The sequence below is a fragment of the Streptomyces sp. NPDC047108 genome (assembly GCF_040643575.1).
GTDB lineage: Bacteria > Actinomycetota > Actinomycetes > Streptomycetales > Streptomycetaceae > Streptomyces.
In genome coordinates, this window is record NZ_JBEYUP010000001.1 from 399,175 (window position 1) to 417,468 (window position 18,294).

General features: G+C 71.8%; 18 protein-coding genes. 10 read left to right on the top strand and 8 right to left on the bottom strand.

What is annotated here, in order from left to right; translation table 11 throughout:
* Nucleotides 1-3: 3 nt before the first annotated feature.
* Both ABZ822_RS01720 and ABZ822_RS01725 read right to left on the bottom strand, forming a co-directional pair.
* Complete coding sequence (locus ABZ822_RS01720) at nt 4-1,161, bottom strand: acyl-CoA dehydrogenase (protein WP_360845655.1); 1,158 nt, start codon at nt 1,159-1,161, stop codon at nt 4-6.
* Between the two features lie 7 nt (nt 1,162-1,168).
* Nucleotides 1,169-2,404 carry an amidohydrolase family protein gene (locus ABZ822_RS01725; protein ID WP_360845657.1) on the bottom strand — a complete coding sequence of 412 codons (1,236 nt, stop codon included), beginning with the start codon at nt 2,402-2,404 and terminating at the stop codon, nt 1,169-1,171.
* A 142-nt stretch (nt 2,405-2,546) separates the two neighbouring features.
* Here ABZ822_RS01725 and ABZ822_RS01730 point away from each other — a divergent pair, with 142 nt between their 5' ends.
* Entirely contained in the window at nt 2,547-4,247 is a 1,701-nt protein-coding gene (locus tag ABZ822_RS01730; protein WP_360845659.1) for an AMP-binding protein, read from the top strand.
* 88 nt (nt 4,248-4,335) lie between these two features.
* On the opposite strand, the gene ABZ822_RS01735 is transcribed toward ABZ822_RS01730, so the two are convergent.
* Nucleotides 4,336-5,145, bottom strand: coding sequence for an alpha/beta hydrolase (locus tag ABZ822_RS01735; RefSeq protein ID WP_360845661.1), 810 nt, complete (start codon nt 5,143-5,145; stop codon nt 4,336-4,338).
* Nucleotides 5,146-5,817: 672 nt separating this feature from the next.
* Here ABZ822_RS01735 and ABZ822_RS01740 point away from each other — a divergent pair.
* The 3 genes from ABZ822_RS01740 (at nt 5,818) to ABZ822_RS01750 (ending at nt 9,528) form a co-directional block, all read left to right on the top strand.
* Nucleotides 5,818-7,599 carry a hypothetical protein gene (locus tag ABZ822_RS01740; protein ID WP_360845663.1) on the top strand — a complete coding sequence of 594 codons (1,782 nt, stop codon included), beginning with the start codon at nt 5,818-5,820 and terminating at the stop codon, nt 7,597-7,599.
* 266 nt (nt 7,600-7,865) lie between these two features.
* Nucleotides 7,866-8,303 (top strand): VOC family protein, encoded by a 438-nt coding sequence (locus ABZ822_RS01745; RefSeq protein WP_360845665.1) that lies wholly within the window; start codon nt 7,866-7,868, stop codon nt 8,301-8,303.
* A gap of 331 nt (nt 8,304-8,634) precedes the next feature.
* Nucleotides 8,635-9,528, top strand: a complete 894-nt coding sequence (locus ABZ822_RS01750; protein WP_360845667.1) for a virginiamycin B lyase — start codon at nt 8,635-8,637, stop codon at nt 9,526-9,528.
* A 121-nt stretch (nt 9,529-9,649) separates the two neighbouring features.
* Here ABZ822_RS01750 and ABZ822_RS01755 read toward each other — a convergent pair whose 3' ends face one another.
* Nucleotides 9,650-11,014 carry an ABC transporter substrate-binding protein gene (locus ABZ822_RS01755; RefSeq protein ID WP_360845669.1) on the bottom strand — a complete coding sequence of 455 codons (1,365 nt, stop codon included), beginning with the start codon at nt 11,012-11,014 and terminating at the stop codon, nt 9,650-9,652.
* Between the two features lie 181 nt (nt 11,015-11,195).
* Here ABZ822_RS01755 and ABZ822_RS01760 point away from each other — a divergent pair, with 181 nt between their 5' ends.
* Nucleotides 11,196-11,648 carry a hypothetical protein gene (locus ABZ822_RS01760; RefSeq protein WP_360845671.1) on the top strand — a complete coding sequence of 151 codons (453 nt, stop codon included), beginning with the start codon at nt 11,196-11,198 and terminating at the stop codon, nt 11,646-11,648.
* 66 nt (nt 11,649-11,714) lie between these two features.
* Here ABZ822_RS01760 and ABZ822_RS01765 read toward each other — a convergent pair whose 3' ends face one another.
* A complete protein-coding gene (locus tag ABZ822_RS01765) occupies nt 11,715-12,230 on the bottom strand; it encodes a hypothetical protein (protein WP_360845673.1) in 516 nt (171 codons plus the stop codon).
* A 182-nt stretch (nt 12,231-12,412) separates the two neighbouring features.
* On the opposite strand from ABZ822_RS01765, the gene purU reads away from it, so the two are divergent.
* On the top strand, nt 12,413-13,297 hold the full coding sequence (gene purU, locus ABZ822_RS01770; RefSeq protein ID WP_360845675.1) for a formyltetrahydrofolate deformylase: 885 nt from the start codon (nt 12,413-12,415) through the stop codon (nt 13,295-13,297).
* Between the two features lie 77 nt (nt 13,298-13,374).
* On the opposite strand, the gene ABZ822_RS01775 is transcribed toward purU, so the two are convergent.
* Both ABZ822_RS01775 and ABZ822_RS01780 read right to left on the bottom strand, forming a co-directional pair.
* Nucleotides 13,375-14,730 carry a maleylpyruvate isomerase family mycothiol-dependent enzyme gene (locus ABZ822_RS01775; protein ID WP_360845677.1) on the bottom strand — a complete coding sequence of 452 codons (1,356 nt, stop codon included), beginning with the start codon at nt 14,728-14,730 and terminating at the stop codon, nt 13,375-13,377.
* Nucleotides 14,727-15,353, bottom strand: a complete 627-nt coding sequence (locus tag ABZ822_RS01780; protein WP_360845679.1) for a sigma-70 family RNA polymerase sigma factor — start codon at nt 15,351-15,353, stop codon at nt 14,727-14,729. The genes ABZ822_RS01775 and ABZ822_RS01780 overlap by 4 nt, the downstream gene beginning before the upstream one ends.
* Before the next feature lie 270 nt (nt 15,354-15,623).
* Here ABZ822_RS01780 and ABZ822_RS01785 point away from each other — a divergent pair, with 270 nt between their 5' ends.
* A complete protein-coding gene (locus ABZ822_RS01785) occupies nt 15,624-15,998 on the top strand; it encodes an STAS domain-containing protein (protein ID WP_360845681.1) in 375 nt (124 codons plus the stop codon).
* On the opposite strand, the gene ABZ822_RS01790 is transcribed toward ABZ822_RS01785, so the two are convergent.
* Nucleotides 15,944-16,462, bottom strand: coding sequence for an ATP-binding protein (locus tag ABZ822_RS01790; protein WP_360845682.1), 519 nt, complete (start codon nt 16,460-16,462; stop codon nt 15,944-15,946). The genes ABZ822_RS01785 and ABZ822_RS01790 overlap by 55 nt on opposite strands.
* Before the next feature lie 93 nt (nt 16,463-16,555).
* Here ABZ822_RS01790 and ABZ822_RS01795 point away from each other — a divergent pair, with 93 nt between their 5' ends.
* Genes ABZ822_RS01795 through ABZ822_RS01805 form a run of 3 tightly spaced genes read left to right on the top strand, consistent with a single transcriptional unit; the run spans nt 16,556 to nt 18,182 of the window.
* Complete coding sequence (locus ABZ822_RS01795) at nt 16,556-17,365, top strand: helix-turn-helix transcriptional regulator (RefSeq protein ID WP_360845684.1); 810 nt, start codon at nt 16,556-16,558, stop codon at nt 17,363-17,365.
* Complete coding sequence (locus tag ABZ822_RS01800) at nt 17,362-17,628, top strand: DUF397 domain-containing protein (protein WP_360845686.1); 267 nt, start codon at nt 17,362-17,364, stop codon at nt 17,626-17,628. The genes ABZ822_RS01795 and ABZ822_RS01800 overlap by 4 nt, the downstream gene beginning before the upstream one ends.
* 32 nt (nt 17,629-17,660) lie before the next feature.
* Nucleotides 17,661-18,182: an EF-hand domain-containing protein gene (locus tag ABZ822_RS01805; RefSeq protein WP_360845688.1), complete on the top strand. Its 522-nt coding sequence runs from the start codon at nt 17,661-17,663 to the stop codon at nt 18,180-18,182.
* The last annotated feature ends 112 nt before the right edge of the window (nt 18,183-18,294 follow it).

Here is an 18,294-nt window from a genome sequence, read left to right on the forward strand (position 1 = left end):
CGCTCACCGCCCCTTCGGCAGGCCGAGGATCCGCTCGGCGACGATGTTCGCCTGAATCTGCGAGGTGCCCGCCGCGATCGTGTACGAGAGCGAGGAGAGCCGGTCGGCGGTCCACGGATGCCCGGCGTCGAGCGCGCCGTCCGCCCCCAGCACGTCGGCCGCCGCGTCGTACAGCTCCTGGCGCGCCTGCGAGTAGCGCAGCTTGAAGACAGAGCCGCCGACACCCGGTACTCCGCCCGTTCCCTCAGCCGCGCTCACGTTCCACTGGGTCAGCCGCCACAGCGCGGTGAACTCCGCGGCCAGCCGCCCGAGGCGGCGGCGCAGCACCGGGTCGTCCCACCGCCCGTTCGCCCGCGCCGTGCGCGCCAGGTCCTCCAGCACGCGTCGGCAGGCGACGACCTCGCCCACGAAGGCGGTCCCGCGTTCGAAGGAGAGGGTCACCATCGTGACGCGCCAGCCGTCGTTCTCCTCGCCCACCCGGCAGGAGACCGGCACCCGCACCTCGTCGAGGAAGACCTCGGCGAACTCCGTCGACCCGGCGAGGGTGCGCAGCGGCCGTACGGTCACGCCGTCGGCGTCCATGGGCATGGCGAGCCAGGTGATGCCGCGGTGGCGGGGCGCGTCCGGGTCGGTGCGGACGAGGAGTTCGCACCAGTCGGCGACCTCGGCGTGCGAGGTCCAGATCTTCTGGCCGGTGACGACGTACGCGTCGCCGTCCCGTACGGCGCGGGTGCGGAGGGCGGCGAGGTCGGATCCGGCGCCGGGTTCGCTGAAGCCCTGGCACCAGATCTCCTCGCCGCGCAGGATCGGTGGCAGCCAGCGCCGCCGCTGGTCGTCGCTGCCCTCGGCGGCGATGGTGGGTCCGGCGTGCAGGAGGCCGACGAAGTTCGCCCCGACGTACGGCGCTCCGGCCCGCTCGGTCTCCTCCAGGAAGATGAGGTGCTGGGTCGGGGTGGCGCCGCGCCCGCCGGCGTCGGCGGGCCAGTGCAGTCCGGCGTATCCGGCGTCGTACAGCACGCGCTGCCAGCCCAGGTCGTACGCCCTGCGCCCCGGCCAGTCGTCCGGGTCCGGCTTGGTCGGCAGGCCCGGCAGCGCTTTTCCGAGCCAGGCCCTCAACTCCTGCCGGAAGGCTTCCTCCTCCTCGCTGTACGCCAGGTCCACGCGTCGCTCACCGCGCTCCGTCGAAGCGGTCCCGGTCCCGGCCCAGGCCCCGGTCCAGGTCCAGGTCGAGGCCGAGCATGCGGATGGCGTTGCCGCGCATGAGCTTGTGCACCGTCTCGTCGTCGAGCCCCTTCACATGGTCGAGGGCGACCTCCTTGGTGTGCGGGAAGGTCGAGTCGACGTGCGGGTAGTCGGTCTCGAAGGTCGCGTTGTCGCGGCCGACGACGTCCAGTGAGGCGACGCCGTGCCGGTCGCGGAAGAAGCAGCAGAAGATCTGCCGGTAGTAGTAGGTGGACGGCGGTTCGGGGACGAGGTCGCGGACCCCGCCCCACGCCCGGTGCTCCTCCCAGACGTCGTCCGCGCGCTCCAGGGCGTAGGGGATCCACCCCATCTGCCCTTCGCTGTAGGCCAGTTTGAGTCGCGGGAACTTCACGAGGACCCCGCTGAAGAGGAAGTCCATCATCGACGCCATCGCGTTGTTGAAGCTGAGCGATGCCTGGACGGCGGGCGGTGCGTCGGGTGAGGCGGCGGGCATCTGCGACGAGGACCCGATGTGCATGTTGACGACGGTCTCCGTCTCCTCGCACACGGCGAAGAACGGGTCCCAGTAGCCGGAGTGGATCGACGGGAGGCCGAGGTGGGTGGGGATCTCGCTGAAGGTGACGGCGCGTACGCCCCGTGCGGCGTTGCGGCGGATCTCGGCGACGGCGAGGTCGATGTCCCAGAGGGGGATGAGGCAGAGCGGGATGAGCCGCCCGGCGCTGTCGCCGCACCACTCCTCCACCATCCAGTCGTTGTAGGCGCGCACGCACGCGAGCGCGACCTCCTTGTCGCTCGCCTCGGCGAAGGTCTGTCCGCAGAAGCGGGGGAAGGTGGGGAAGCAGAGCGAGGCCTCGACGTGGTTGAGGTCCATGTCGGCGAGCCGGGCCGCGGGGTCCCAGCAGCCGCGCCGCATCTCCGCGCGCGTGATGCCCTCGAGGGTCATCTCGTCGCGGTCGAAGCCGACGGCGGCGATGTTGCGCTTGTACGGGAACTTGAGGTCCTCGTAGATCCACCAGTCGGTGGGCGGGCCCTCGGGGTCCATGGTGATGACGTACTTCCCGCCGACGTAGGCGAGTTCGCCGATCCCGGCCGTCAGCGGCTTGGGGCCGCGGTCGCGGTACCTGGCCGGGAGCCAGGTCTCGAAGAGGTGCGCGGGCTCGATCACATGGTCGTCGACGCTGACGATCCGCGGTAGCTCCATCGCCGTCTCCCCTCGTTTCCGATGAACCATTTCTGATGACCCGTCAGAAACGAGGCTAGCCCCCGACCCCTGGACCGACAAGGCGCACACCCGTACGCTTCCGGGCACGCGGTCTGACGGTCCATCAGATCTGGGGAGTGTCATGGACGACGCCACAGCCACCGCACACGAAGGCTCCGCCGCACGTCGCGACGCGGCTCCCGCTGCCACCCAAGCGGCCAGCGCTGCCACCGCTGCCACCGCTGCCACCCAAGCGGCCACCCCGGCCCACGAAGCGGCCACCACCCCGCACGAACCGGCCTCCGCCACCACCGCGCACGAACTGGCCGCCTCCGCGACCCTCTGGGAGCTGGTCGACCGGCGCGCGCGCCTCACGCCCGACGCACCCGCCCTCCTCCAGGCCGGAGCCACGCCGGAGGAGGACCGGCGGATCACCTTCGGCGGACTGCGGGACCGCGCGGAGCGCGTGGCCGCGGGGCTGTACGAACTGGGCGTCCGCCCCGGCACCCCGTTCGCCTGGCAGCTCCCCACCCGCATCGAGACCGTGGTGCTCTCATTGGCCCTCGCCCGCCTCGGCGCCGTGCAGAGCCCGGTCATCCCCATCTACCGCGATCGCGAGACGGGCTTCGCGCTGCGCACGGCGAAGGCGGAGTTCTTCGCCGTGCCGGGCGAGTGGCGGGGCTTCGACTACACGGAGATGGCGCGCCGCCTGCCGGCCCCGCCCTCGCCCGCGCGACCCCCGCGCGTCCTGGAGGCGTACGACGCGCTGCCCGAGTCCGATCCCGCGCACCTCCCCCCGCCCCCGGCCTCCGGCACCGACGTCCGCTGGATCTACTGGACATCGGGCACCACCTCCGACCCCAAGGGCGTCCTGCACACCGACCGCAGCCTGATCGCCGGAGGCTCCTGCCTCGCCGACGCGCTGCGTCTGAGCCCGGCCGATGTCGGCTCGATCGCCTTCCCGTACGCCCACATCGGCGGCCCCGACTATCTGGTGATGGTGCTGCTCCACGGCTTCCCGGCCGTCCTGCTGGAGCAGTTCGCGCTCCCGGCGTCGCTGGAGGCGTACCGCCGCCACGGCGTCACGGTCGCGGGCGGATCCACGGCCTTCTACGCGATGTTCCTCGCCGAGCAGCGAGAGGACCCCTCGCGCCCGCTGATCCCCACGCTGCGCCTCCTGGCGGGCGGCGGGGCGCCGAAGCCGCCGGAGCTGTACCACGAGGTGGTCTCCGAGCTGGGCTGCCGGCTGACCCACGGCTACGGCATGACCGAGGCACCGATGATCACCATGGGGTCGCCGGACGACACCGAGGAGCAGCTCGCGCACACGGAGGGCCGCCCGCCCGCCGCGATGGAGATCCGTATCGCCGACGGCGAGGTGCGGCTGCGCGGCGAGGCCGTGTGCCGCGGCTACACCGACCCGGACCAGACCGCGGCCGCGTTCGACGCGGACGGCTTCTTCATCACCGGCGACCTGGGGCATGTGCGGGAGGACGGCCATCTCGTCCTCACCGGGCGGCTGAAGGACGTCATCATCCGCAAGGGCGAGAACATCTCGGCCAAGGAGATCGAGGAACTCCTCTACCAGCACCCGGGGGTGGGCGACGTGGCCGTCGTCGGGCTGCCGGACGCGGCGCGCGGGGAGCGGGTGTGCGCGGTGGTCGAGCAGCCGAAGGGTGCCGAGCCGCTGACGCTGGAGGCCGTCACCGCGTATCTGGGGGAGCTGGGGCTGTCGGTGCACAAGCTTCCCGAGCAGCTGGAGATCGTGGACGCGCTGCCGCGCAACGAGACGCTGCGGAAGGTCCTCAAGTACCGGCTGCGGGACCGCTTTTCGGCCTCCTGAGGCGTTCCGGCACGTCCCGATGCGGCCTCGCGCACGCTCCGGCCCAGGAGCGAGCGTCACCCCCGGCGGTGACGCGGTCCGCCGCGCCCTACGCCCCGCCGTCGAGCCGGAGCCGGTGCGTGAGGTCGGCGAACGCCGCCCGGACGGCCGCCGGGTTCTCGACCCAGGGGAAGTGCCCCGCCGAACCGATGGTGCGGTGCAGCACGTTCGGTGCGGTGAACGCGGGCTCCTCCCGCCAGAGGCTCTGGTCGACGACCCGGTCCTCGGCCCCGCTGATGATCAGGGCCGGCAGGGACGCGGGAGCCCATCGCGCGCGGTAGTCACGGTCGAAGTGCTCGTCCGCCCACGCCACCGCGGCATGGTTGTACGCGCAGCGGGACAGGAGCTCCCGGCCGGCGCCGACCGCGGGCGCGGTGAAGTTGAACGGCGCGGAGGCGAGCACGAGGTGCCGCAGGGTCGCGTCGTCCGGCTGCCGCTCGTAGCGTTCGGCGGCCTCCGCCGCCTCGGGGACGGGGTGCCGCGCCGCCCGCTCCGCGAACCGCGGCCGCCAGCCCGCGTGCGGCGCGCTGCTCACCAGGGCCAGTCCGGCCAGGCGGGAGGCGAGTTCGGGGACGGACAGCAGGAACATTCCTCCGGTGGAGTGGCCCACCATGACGACGTCGTCCAGTGCCGTCGCGGGCTCGGCGACGACACCGGGCCACACCGCGTACGGGTCGGCGGGCACCTCGGGCGCGTCCCGGTTCGAGCCGTCGCCCGGCAGGTCGACGAGCCAGGTGCACCCAGGGACCGCGGCCGCCTCGGCCAGTCCGGCCACGGATTCCGAGCCCAGGCCGGGACCGCCGGGAAGGAACAGCCAGTTCCAGCGCCCCGGCCGGGAACCGGCCCGACGGAGTCTCACGCCCGACGGCGTCCACCATGCGTCCGGTAGGTCGCTCCGTCCCAGTGGCCGGTCGTTCGGTGTGTACGAGGCGTTCCGCGGTGCGTACGAGGCGTCCCGCTGGTCGTCCTGCCCGTTCCGCGGCGCACTGCCGTCCCCGCCCATGTCCGTCACCTCAAGTCCGTCCTGTCCGTCCTGATTCGTGTCCCCACGGTGGTGGATCGGCGTGACCGCACGCCGCTCTTCCGTGCCCGCACGGTGCTCGCGCGGGCCGCGCCACGGTCCACCGCCCGCGCCCGCAGAACCGTCGCGACACCGTCCGCACGCACCCGCAGCGGAAGTTCACATTCCGCACCATGCGGGACAGCCCGCGCAACCGGATTTCCCGCCCCAGCCGCGGACCGGCAGGGCCGAACCGCCGCCCCGGCAAGGGCGGACACCCGCACAGAACCGGCGGCCCGAGGAGTTCTTCGTCACGCGCCGGAACCCAGCAGGCCCCCGCGCGCGTCCGTACGGAACGTGCGCTTCCGCCTCCGAGCAGGACCCTTGGCGGGATGCCCCGGAACCCCGCCCCACCGCGCCACAGGTCTGTACCGGTGGCGGGAACGGGTCCGTGGCAGAGCGCCCGAGCAACCCGGTAGCGTGAGCCGACGCTTCCGTCGTTACGTTCCGCATGAGGCATGAGGAGTCCTGGTGACGCACAGCGGACAGGGGAACGATTCGCAGCTCCCCGCGGCCCGCCACACCCACGAGGGCGTCGTGCTGCCCGCGAACGGCGGCGAGCCCTTCGTCCCGGATCAGCAGGCCTCGCCCGCGGCCGGGCAGCCGTGGGGCCGGCCCTGGGGCCCGGACTCCGCGGACGCACCGGCCGGCCCGCCGGCCCCGCACACCTCCCAGGAACCGCTCGGCCCCGCCGCGCCGCAGTCCCACGCCTGGGCTCCGCAGCCCGACGCGCCGGACTCCGCGGGGCAGTTGCCCGCCGGGCCCGGTGCGCCCGCACCGCTCGATCCGCCCGCGCAGCCCGTCTCCTGGGCGCAGCCGACACCGCCGCCGGGCCTCGCCGCACAGCCCGGCGCGCATGCTCAGCCCGGTCAGCAGGCACACGGCCGGCAGGCCCACGGTCAGCCGGCCCAGCACGGCCTGCCCGGACCGCAGGCGCCGCACGGCGCGTACGGACAGCACGACGGGTCCGGGCAGTCGCTCCCGCTGCCCACCGGGGAGACGCCGTTCCCGTCCCAACAGGCGCCGCAGGCGCAGCAGATGCCGCCACAGCCGGACGCCGGGGCGGTGTCCAGCACGGACGCCACCCAGTACATACCGCCCATAGCCGGTGGAGGCGCGCTTCCGCCCGAGGCGCCCTCCGAGTCCACGACCTTCCTCGGTCACCGGCCGCTGCAGCACCAGGCGGACGGCAATCCCGATGCCGAGTCGACGCAGTACATGCCCCCGGTCCCCGGCGCGTCCGGCCCGGATCCGCAAGCGCCCCTTCCGCACGGGCAGCCGCCGCAGAACCCCGCCGCCGGCGGCCCCGTCCCGCCCGGGCGCGCGCCGTTCGGCATCCGCCCCGGCATGCCCGGTGACCGGCAACCGCACGCCGACTTCGACGGACTGTTCCGCTCCGACACCCCGGCGGGACCGAACGCCGGTACCGGCCCCGCGACGAACGCCGGGCCGCCCGGAGCCACCCAGCACCTGCCGCGCTTCGCCGAGCCGCCGCAGAACGCGCAGCAGCCCGGCGCCCAGCCGTATGCGACCCAGCAGGGCAACGGCGGCCAGGGCTTCGGCAACCAGCCGCCCACGCCCGGCTCCTACGAGCCCGAGGGCCGCGGCCGCCGCCGGCTCTCGCCGCTCGCCCTCATCGGGATCGTCATCGCGGGCTGCACCGTCGCGGGCCTCGCGGCCGGTGCCGCGCTCAGCGGCGGCAGTGACGACCAGGACGACACCCAGAAGACCGCGCAGGCCGGAGACGTCGGAGACGGGGACGACGGCAACAAGTCCTCACCGGCCGCCGACCCGGCCGAGGCCCAGGCCAAGGAGCTGGACGGGCTCCTCGCCGACAGCAACAACAGCCGCGCCACGGTCATCCGGTCCGTCGAGGCCATCAAGTCCTGCCGCAACCTCGGCAAGGCCGCCCAGGACCTCCGCTCCGCCGCGGGCCAGCGCAACAGCCTGGTGACGCGCCTGGGGAAGATCTCCGTCGACAAGCTGCCCGACCACCGGACGCTCACGTCCTCGCTGACGAGCGCCTGGAAGGCATCCGCCGCCGCCGACAACCACTACGCGGCCTGGGCCGACCAGGTCGCCAAGGGGCGGAAGAAGGGCTGCCCGGGCGGCAAGGCGCGGGTCACGGGTCAGACGGCCGCGGGCAACCGGGCCAGCGGAGAGGCCACCACCGCCAAGAAGCAGGCGTCCCAGCTCTGGAACTCCGTCGCCGAGAAGTACTCCCTCCCCAAGCGCCAGGTCACCCAGCTCTGACGGCCCGGCGGGGCACGCGGAGGAACCGGCGGAGAAACCGGCGGAAGCGCGGGCGGCGGCCGCGGCCCGTGCGGGCGCGTACGACATTTCAGGCGCGGCCTTCCGTCACCGGCGCCGACGCGGACACACGGTCATCCGTTCCGCATCAAGGAACGGAACTGTCCGCGATGTGCGGGAGTGTGGCCGCATGACCGACCACACCTGGAACCTTCTGCTCCGCGACCGGCCCGCCCGGCACCGGCAGACCCGACGGGAGGCGAGCTGACATGGCCCGCGACGTCCAGATCACCTTCGACTGCGCCGACCCGGCCGCGCTCTCCGCGTTCTGGGCCGACGCCCTCGGCTACCTGCTGCCGGACCCGCCCGGGGACTTCATCTCGTGGGACCAGGCCCTGGAGGCGATGGGCGTCCCGCCCGAGCGCCGCAACGACGCATCGGCGCTGGAGGACCCTCAAGGCTCCGGGCCGCGGCTGTTCTTCCAGCGGGTGCCGGAGGGCAAGCAGGCCAAGAACCGCGTGCACGTCGACGTACGGGCCGCGCCCGGGCTCGAGGGCGAGGCGCGGATGGCGGCCCTGGAGGCGGAGGCCGAACGGCTCGTCTCCCGCGGCGCCACCCGGCTCGAGCGCCACGAGCCGGCTCCTCCGCTCGGCGCCGGTCACATCGTGATGACCGATCCCGAGGGCAACGAGTTCTGCCTCGACTGACCGGCGCGCGACGGGGCGCCGCAGGCCGGCAGCGGCTCCTGGTACGGGAGTTGCGCCAATCGCCCGGCCTCCCGCCCCGACGCGAAAAGCAGTTGCGGCCGCTGACCCCCACTGGGCAGGGTGCGATGGTGATCGGCTCGGAGATCGAATGACCCGTCGCGGACGGGGTCCTGTCGGACCCCGACGTCGGCGGCCGGGGACGCCGGCCGGCCCCCGTCCCCCTGAGATCACCCGTGCTCCCGTGAGATCCGCGCGCATCCCCGCGAGATCCCCGATGAACCCGCCGATCCCGCCGATCCCGCCGATCCCGCCGATCCCGCAAGGAGCTGCTGTGCACCCTTCCGTTGCCCCGACCATCACGGAGATCCCGGTGGCGGACCAGGGGGCCGGGCCCTACGGCATCACGGCCGGCCCGGACCGCTCCCTGTGGCTCACTTTCGCGCACAACGGTCGCATCGCCCGGCTCTCCCTCGACGGCGAACTCGAGGAGTACGCCCTGGACTCGGCTGGATGCCGTCCCCTCGTCATCACGCCCGGGCCGGACGGAGCCCTGTGGTTCACCCGCTCCCAGGACCACCGGATCGGCCGCATCACCACCGACGGTGAAGCGACGTCCTTCGACGTGCCGACCCCCGGGAGCGGACCCTTCGGTATCACCGCGGGCCCGGACGACGCGGTGTGGTTCACCCAGATGAACACCGACCGCATCGGCCGCATCACCTCCGAAGGGGAGATCACCGAGTTCGTCCTCCCCGGCGAGGGCGGCTATCCCTCGGGAATCACCTCAGGGCCGGATGGCGCCCTGTGGTTCACGCTCAACCAGGCGAACGCGATCGGCCGCATCACCACCGACGGCGACACCGTCCTGCACCCGCTGCCCACCCCGAGCGCCGCACCCGTGGGGATCACCAGTGACGGCGACGCCCTGTGGTTCGTCGAGATCGCGGCGGGTGCGGTCGGCAGGATCTCGGTGGACGGCACGATCAAGGAATTCCCGCTTCCCGACAGCACGTCCAAGCCCCACGCCATCGTCGCCGCCTCCCCGGGGGACTGCTGGTTCACGGAGTGGGGGGCCAATCGCGTCGGCCGCGTCACCGCGAGCGGCGAGATCGCCGAGTACGACCTGCCGTCGCCGTCGTCCGAACCGCACGGCATCGCCCTGGGCCCCGACGGCGCCCTCTGGGTGGCTCTCGAGACGGGAGGGGTCGCGCGGGTGGCACCGTAGCCTCAGTGGCGCCAACTAGCCGTGGCGCCACGGACGGTGGCCCGTCCTCCGGGTCGTCACCAGCACGGTCGGGGAGCACCGATCGGGCCCGGGTCCGTCGAACGGGCCAAGAGCTTTCGCCCTAGTCGACCCGCCCCTCCAAGGTCTTCGCGACGTCCACCGAGTCCCGGCCGACCGGCACGAGCCGCCCGTCGCGCACGACCTGGTACGTCACCCGGGCGTTGGTGATCCGCGGGAAGCCCCCGACCGCGAGCATGTCCTCGTACCGCCAGCTCAGTCTGGGCGTCAGCCCGCCGGTGTCCACGCCGGCCTTCCCGAGACCGCTGTCCAGTACCCGGCGTACGGACTTGGCCGTGACCTCGCCGCCGTCCAGCGACTCGACCGCGGCGCGCAGCACCGTGTACGCGATCCAGGTCGTCTGCACGCCCGGGTCCGCCGGGTCGATGCGGTTGTCGCCGAAGGCGTGCTGGTTGACGACCTGGCGCATGGGCGCCCAGCGGGGGTCGCTCGCCGCCGGGTACCACCCGGTGACGTACGCGCCTTCCAGCGGGGAGGACTTGCCGCCGGTCCGGGTCACCAGCGACTGCTGGACGCTGCCGAGGACGGAGGCGATGGTGACCTTGTCCTTGTCCTCCTGGATGCGGCGGAAGGAGTCGAAGAAGCTGTCGGTGCGGTCGCCGAGCGCCGCGGTGACGCACGCGCCGCCGGATGTCGCCGCGTACTCCGCGGTCCCGTACCGGGCGGGGTCCGCGCCCGCGCGGGCCAGGGCGCGCTCCGCCTGCGGGGTGTAGTCGGTCGCGTCCTCGGGCGCGCGGACGTCATGGGCGGACTGCCGGTCGCCCTGTTCCAGGCCGGCGTTGATCAGGGACGGCATCTGGTCACCCGCGATGGTGTCGGGCCGGACGAGCGAGACCTGGTCGCAACTCCGGGCGAGCTGGCGCCCGTTGCCGGCGAGCAGCGTGGCGACGCCACCGTTGACGGGGTACGACAGGGGGCTGTTGAACTCCTCGTCCGAGATGCCGTATCCGCCGATGTAGGGGATGCCGGACGCTTCCAGTTGCGGCATGAAGGACCGGCCGTGCTGGCTGTACGAGCCGACGACCGCGACGACGTTCTCCGTGACGGCTCGCCGTGCGCAACGGCCCGCGCCCACCGACTCGTTGCGGTCGTTGCAGCGGATGACCTTGAGCTCGCGCCCCCCGATCCCGCCCCTGTTGTTGATCCATCGGGCATACGCCTGGGCCATTGCGGGCATGCCCGGCATGTTGGTGGCTTTGGTCCCTTCCGGGGCCATGGTCATGACCACGATCGGATCCTTGGCCGTACGCGCGACCCCGGACAGCTCGCCGCATCCGGCGAGGACGGCGGCACCCGCGGCCAGCGCGGCGACCGAGGTGATCGCGGCAGTTCTGGCGGAGCGGGAGGGACGAGAGGGGCGGGCGGGGTGAAAGGGGCGGGAGGAAGAGGAGTGTCGCCGTCCGGTCATACCGCACAACCCTTCCGGCCGCCGCACAACGGAAGAGTGACGACCGGCCAACGCCGCGTAACTCACGAGTGAACAGCGAGGGTCCGTGCACGAGGTACTTGTGAAGAACGTACGATCGGGAGCTGTGCAAGGTAAGGAGAGGTCTTCCCGTCCCGGCCGTCGCTCGACCACCATGGGCGGCATGCCACTCAACGACATGCCGTGGTGGCGCTGGCGCAGCAATGTGCGCTCCGCGCTGCACATGCTCTCGGACCCCGTCTTCCAGCAGGAATGCTGGCTGCCCGGCCGCGAAGGCTACGGGGACGTCACCGACGCCGTTTACCGGCTCGTCGAGGACACCTGGCTGGACAACTGGTCCGCCGAGAAATACGTCGGAACCATCTTCCGCGACTCGCAGGAGGCGGCCCTCGTGGACGTCGCCGTGCTGCGTGTGCTGCGGATCATGCATCAGGTGGGTCCCGACGCCCCCGTTGCGGCCTATCTGGAGCACCACGGGTGGACCGAGGCCGTGCGGGCCGCGCGCGAGGCGCACGTACGGCTCGCCGCCAACGACGGTGAGGACCCGGACACCGCGCCCCTCTCGCTCGACGTGCTCGCGATCATGAAGCGGGAGATCGCCTCCGAGGCCGTCTGACGTCCGGGCCGTCCGGCCCGCGACAGGTTCGGCGCCCGGCGTTCACCGTCGGCGACGGGCGTCTGTTCAGGATCGGCGACGGGCGTTCGCCTCGGCGCTGAACCGCTTCAGGCGCGCGTTCCGCCGCTCGGGAGAGACGATCACCGCGACTCCGGCCATCAGCCCCGCCCAGATGTGCCAGTACGGGGCCTGGGCCAGGACCAGGACCATCACCGTGGCGCCGGCGGTCACGGCCGCGAGGGTCACGACGCTGCTCGGCCACATGCTCCGGTGCGGCGGAGGGGCGAGTCCGGACGGCCGCAGCGGGGGGGCGATCCCGAACAGGCTGCGCCCCTGAGGGGTGTACTGGGCGACGGCGAACGCCGTGACGAGGACCGCGCTCGACACGGCCCACCATCCCTTCCACCGTTCCAGGTTCAGCAGCGGCAGCAGGTCCGGCGAGGCGATCAGCAGGAAGAGGCAGGTGCCCCAGGCCACGCCGAACCAGAAGGGCAGACGCTGCGCGTCGATCGCCTGGTCGCGGCGGTGCTGGACGTCGTCCAGAGCGCGGGCCGCGTCCTCGGGATCGGGTTCATGGGACACAGCCGTCTCCTCACGTCGCGGACCGGGGCATCAGCACGTAACCGGGTTACCGGGTAACGAGTGGAACGTACCTTTCATTTTCCTATCAGGCAAGTAGTTGCCCATGGGGTGGGAGCGGATGCCGGCGAGCGCGGGCGGACGCGGTGCGGGTGAGCTGCGCAGGTGTGCGACGCTATGGGGTCATGAACGAGTCCCAGTCCGCCGCGGCCCCGCGCGACCCCGAGCAGTACGTCCTCACGCTCTCCTGCCCGGACAAGCAGGGCATCGTGCACGCCGTGTCCAGCTACCTGTTCATGACCGGCTGCAACATCGAGGACAGCCAGCAGTTCGGCGACCACGACACGGGACTGTTCTTCATGCGGGTGCACTTCTCCGCCGAGCAGCCGGTGACGCTGGACAAGCTGCGGGCCAGCTTCGCCGCGATCGGTGACCGCTTCGGAATGGACTGGCAGATCCACCGGCCCGAGCAGAGGATGCGGGTCGTCCTCATGGTCAGCAAGTTCGGGCACTGCCTGAACGACCTGCTGTTCCGCACCCGCATCGGTGCCCTGCCGGTCGAGATCGCGGCCGTGGTCTCCAACCACACCGACTTCGCCGAACTCGTCGCCGGTTACGACATCCCGTTCCACCACATCCCGGTGACCAGGGAGAACAAGGCGGAGGCGGAGGCGGAGCTGCTGCGCATCGTCGAGGACGAGGGCGTGGAACTGGTCGTGCTCGCCCGCTACATGCAGGTGCTCTCGGACGATCTGTGCAAGGCCCTGTCGGGACGGATCATCAACATCCACCACTCGTTCCTGCCGAGCTTCAAGGGCGCGAAGCCGTACCACCAGGCGCACGCCCGCGGCGTGAAGCTGATCGGCGCCACCGCGCACTACGTGACCGCGGACCTCGACGAGGGCCCGATCATCGAGCAGGAGGTCGAGCGCGTGGGGCACTGGGTCACGCCGGACCAGCTGGTCGCCATCGGCCGTGACGTGGAGTGCCAGGCGCTGGCCCGCGCGGTCAAGTGGCACAGCGAGCACCGCGTGCTCCTCAACGGCACCCGCACGGTCGTCTTCGCCTGAGGAACGTGAGACGCGCGCGGCACCTGTAGGACCCGCCACCACCCCACGAGGACCGCGGCGTCACCGACAGGACGCCGTCACAGACGGGACAGTGCGGCCGCGGCGGACAGCACCTCGCGGATCGCCTCCCGGTCGCCCTCCTGCCCCGCCGCCGCGTCCTCGGGCAGGATGTGCCCGGCCGCGAGCTGGCAGAACTCCGTGGCGTCCAGAGCCACGCGCGCGACTTCCTCCTCCGGGGACCCCACCGCGCCCGGCGAGTCCAGCGGGATGAACCAGTGCCCGCCGCCCTTGCCCTCGACCTCCAAGTGCAGGGTGCGGCCCGGCTTTCCCGCCGCGCTCAGCCGGTGCACCGGACCGGCGAGCCCGATCCGCCGCCGCCCGGCGAGCGCCTCCGGCAGCATCCGCACCGCCAGATCGATCATCAGGTGCAGATGCGGGGCCGCAGGGGGTTCGTACGGATAGTCCACGGCCTCGGCTATGTCCCAGGCGTGCATCCAGCACTCGAAGGCCCGGTCGAGGAAGGAGTCGCACAGCGGGAGCCCGAACTCCCCGTACGGGACCTGCTGTTCGGCGGCCCGTCCGCCCGCGAAGCCGACCGTGCGGACCATCGAGCGGGCCTGGTCGCGCCAGACGTCGCGCACCGATCCCGGCGGTTCCGGCATCTCCGACCGCCAGTACGCCTCCGTGCGGGAGGCCGGTGACACGGGCGGGGACCCGGGTCCCGTGAACTCCCCCAGCCCACCCAGCGGATCGGCCAGACCCAGCGCCGCGGCCACCGCGCCGTCGACCGCCATCAGATGCGCCAGCACCGCGGCGACCGTGGCCTCGCGCTCGACCCCGCGGCTGCCCTCGTACCAGCGCAGCCGCACCGGAGTGCGCCACTCCGACTCGCCCATGTCGTGGAGGAGCGCGTCCAGCCGCGCGGTCTCCGCGTCGTACGGCGCCGCCCACGCGGGCACCGGGATACGCGCCGGACGCCGTCCCAGGCATCCCGCCAGCGTGCGGGTGCGCAGCATCGGGTCGAGGTCGAGATTGTCCTCCTTGTGGAGAAGGCCGACCGCGTCGCGCAGCCGTACGGCCTCGTCCGCGCACATCCCGCAGTCGGTCAGATGCGCGTCGACGGCCGCGGACTCCTCGGCGGAGCACGCCGACAGGGCCCAGGCGCCGAGCAGCGACTTCAGGACCTTGTGGTCGAACGGAACCCCCGGAGGCGCACTCCGAGCCGGGACCTCCGGCTCAGGCTCAGGCGCAGGCGGAACCGGCAGCTGGATCGGCTCGGGCGGGGAGGGCGACGCGGACGGCATCACCGTCTCCGGGTCCGGCAGCGGGCCGCGGTCCTCGGCCGCCGCCCGCGGGGGTGGTATGCGGGGACGCTCCTCGGCCGGGCCGCCCTCCGCCTCACCCGGCCGGTCGGGTCCGAACGGCCCGCTCACAGCACGCCCCCGGGACCGGGTGGCTGGGACGGGGACTGCGCCGGTGACGGCGCGTGCCCCGGCGAAGGGTGCGCCGATGCCTGGTGCCCCGACACCTGGTGCGCCGTGGACAGCAACTGCAGGCCGAGGCGCAGCCGGCGACGCGCCTCGTCCTCGGTGACGCCCAGATCGGCCGCGGCCGCCCGGTAGTCGAGGTGCTTGAAGTACGCCAGCTCCAGCGCGGCGCGCAGCGATGCGGGCATGGAGTTCCTGATGTAGTCGGCGCGCGCCGCGGCGGACGCCGCCCTGACCTTCTTCTCCATCCGGTCGGGCGGCACGCCCTCGCCGAGGAGTTGCGCCTCGGTCTCGCGCAGCCGCCGCACCGCCTGGCGGTGCGCGATCGAGGCGATCCAGGAGCGCAGCGGGCCCTGGTTGGCGTCGTACGCCTCGGGGTGCTCCCAGATCCTGACGAAGATGTCCCGCGTGACGCGGTCGGCGGCCTCCTCGTCGTCGAGCACGCGGTAGGCGAGGCCGTGGACGAGGGAGGCGAAGCGGTCGTACAGCTCACCGAGCGCGGCCGCCTCGCCACGCACCAGCCTCTGCTGCATCTTCCGGTCCCAACGGGGAGATGCCTCGTTCGCCATCCGGCCCCCATCCCTGTGCCGTCGTCCCCATCGAATGTAGTGGGCTCTACGCATATCGCACGCCCTTTGGGCAATGTGCCCTCCGGAGACGAGCGAACCTGATATAGATCCGGTCACTTTGCTCGTCGCTTCTGAGACTGGTGTTCCCGATTGCGCATAGGGTCGCCATGAGCGACGACCGAGTCGTGTGTTTCGAGGGGGAACGGTCGGGCAGCCGCAGTCGGAAGGGCTGCTTCCGGATAGCGATCGCAAGCGAAGGGACGTCGGGGCGTGACGTTGAAGGTGATGGAAGCCGAGCAGGGCGACTGGGCGGTGCTACGGATCTCGGGCGAGATGGACCTGGTGACCTCGCCCGCCGTACGCCAGCACGTGCACGAGGCGGTGGCCGAGGGCCGCCGCAGCCTCGTGCTCGACCTCTCCGGAGTCCGCTTCTGCGACTCCAGCGGGGTCGGGGTGCTCATCGCCTCCCGCAGGCTGATGCGCTCCTGTCAGGGCCGGCTGCGCCTGATCCTTCCCGCGCGCGGGGCCGAGGACGGTTCGCATGTGAACCGCGTTCTCGCCGCCCTCGGCGTCCGCCGCCTCTTCGAGGTCTACTCGGACGTCGACTCCGCTCTCGACGAGTCCGCGCGCCCGCTCTCCGCGTAACCCCCGGCACCCCCTTCACCCCTCGCGCACCCGTCGACCGCCGGGAACTCGCACCAGACGACCTTCCCGCGCACCGGTCGCTCGTAGGAGCCCCAGTCCTTCCCCAGCGCGGCCACGATCGCCAGGCCGCGACCGCCGCACCCCTCCGTGTCCGGTACGCCCTCCGGCCACCGCGGCGGCGTCCGCGCCGGATCCCCGACCTCCACCCGCAGCCGCCCGTCCGCGCGCCACAGCGCCAGGGCGATCACCCCGCGTGTGCAGCCGCAAGGGCACACGGCGTGCCGTACGGCGTTGGTGACCAGTTCGCTCGCCACCAGCTCGACCGCATCGGCCAGTTCGCCCCCGCCCAGCCCCCAGGTCCTCAGCACGTCCCGGACATGACGGCGGGCCTGGGCGGCGGCCAGGGGGCTGTGCGGCAGAGGCAACCTGCTGATGTGCAGGCCACCTTCGGTTTCGTGATTCACATCACCACTGTCGGCGCTGATGGCTACTCTCGGCTACAGGGTGATTGCTGACAGCGGTCACTGTTGCAGTGCCGTACGCCAAGGGGGACCGCCATGCCGAACACGACCGACCTCGATCCGTCCAAGTCCCCCCTGGCGTTCTTCGGCTCGGAGGTGCGTCGGCACCGCGAGAAGACGGACATGACGCAGAAGGACCTCGGCAGCAAGCTGTACTGCTCGGGCGCGCTGGTGGGCTACATCGAGACGGCGAAGCGCTTCCCGACGGACGAGTTCGCCGACGGCTGCGACAAGATCTTCGAGACGGACGGCTCGTTCGCGCGCCTGTGGCCGCTGGTGGCACGGCTGGCCCTGCCGTCGTGGTTCCGCGAGTACACGGAGTTCGAGGCATCGGCGACCTCGATCCGTACGTACCAGGCGCAATACATGTACGGACTGCTGCAGACCGAGGACTATGCGCGCGAAATGCTGCGCATGGGTCGCCATGAGGACCTGGAGGCAAAGGTCGCCGCCAGGATGGAGCGTCAGGACATCCTCATGCGGCAAGATGCACCACAGATCTGGGTGGTCCTGGACGAAGCCGTGCTCCGCCGCCGCCCCGCGGACAACGGGATCATGCGCGCTCAACTCGAGCACCTGTTGAGCTACCGCTACGACCCGAACATGGTCATCCAGGTCCTGCCGTTCAGCGCTGGGATCCCGACATCGGCCGATGGCTCGTTCAACCTCTTGACCATGAACGAAGGGGCCGACTTCGTCTACAGCGAAGGCGTCGGAAGCGCTCATGTAATGGCTCATCCGGACGAGTTCAAGCAAGCAGCGTTCCGATACGATCTTCTCCGGGCCGCCGCGCTCTCACCAGAGGGTTCGGCGGGGCTTATTGCCTCACTCCTGGAGGAGCTATGAGCACCAGATGGCGCAAGTCGAGCTACAGCAGCCCCCAAGGCGGAGACTGCATCGAATGCGCCCCGCTCGGAGGCGCCGAGTGGCGTAAGTCCAGTTACAGCAGCGGCCAAGGGGGCGAGTGTGTGGAGTTCACTCAGCTCGCCGGAGCAGCCGTAGCCGTCCGTGACTCCAAGGATCCGGACGGTCCGCGGCTCCACTTTTCGGCTGATGCATGGCACACGTTTCTGAACTTCGCCTCCGGCCAGGACGTACGTACTATCTGACCCCGGTACCCGACGCAAACGTGAGGCCGACCGTGGATCCCGCTGAATACCAAGCAAAGATCGCCCGCCGCTTCGCCGCCTTCGACCAGGACGGCAACGGCTACATCTCCCGCGAGGACTTCAACGCCGCCGCTGCCGCCGTCCTGGCGGAGTTCGAGGTGACCGCCCGCTCGATGAAGGGCCAGTCCCTCTACGAGGGCGCGGAGGCGTTCTGGCAGGGGATGGCGGCGATCGCCGACACGGACGGCGATCAGCACGTCACGCGGGAGGAGTTCGTCAACGGGGCGGTCAAGCGCCTCAGCGACAACGCGAAGCGGTTCGCCGAGATCGCCAGACCGTTCCTGCGGTCGGTGATCCGGATCGCGGACACCGACGGCGACGGCGTCATCACCCCTGATGAGGCCGAGCGCGTGGTGCGGTCACTCGGGGTTCCGTCGGACGCGTGCGCCATGGTGGCCGCGGCGCTCGACGACAACAAGGACGGCAAGATCACCGAGGAGGAGATCATCGCCGCCTTCGCGCTCTACTTCACCACGCCCGAGCCGACCGCCTGACCCGCAGGCGTACGGGCTCCGGCCCCTCGTACGTGGCTCCGCCCACCCGCCCCGGTCAAGGGCGGGTGGGCGGACGTCTTTTTTCCCTGCTCCTGCGAGTTCTCCGGCGGCC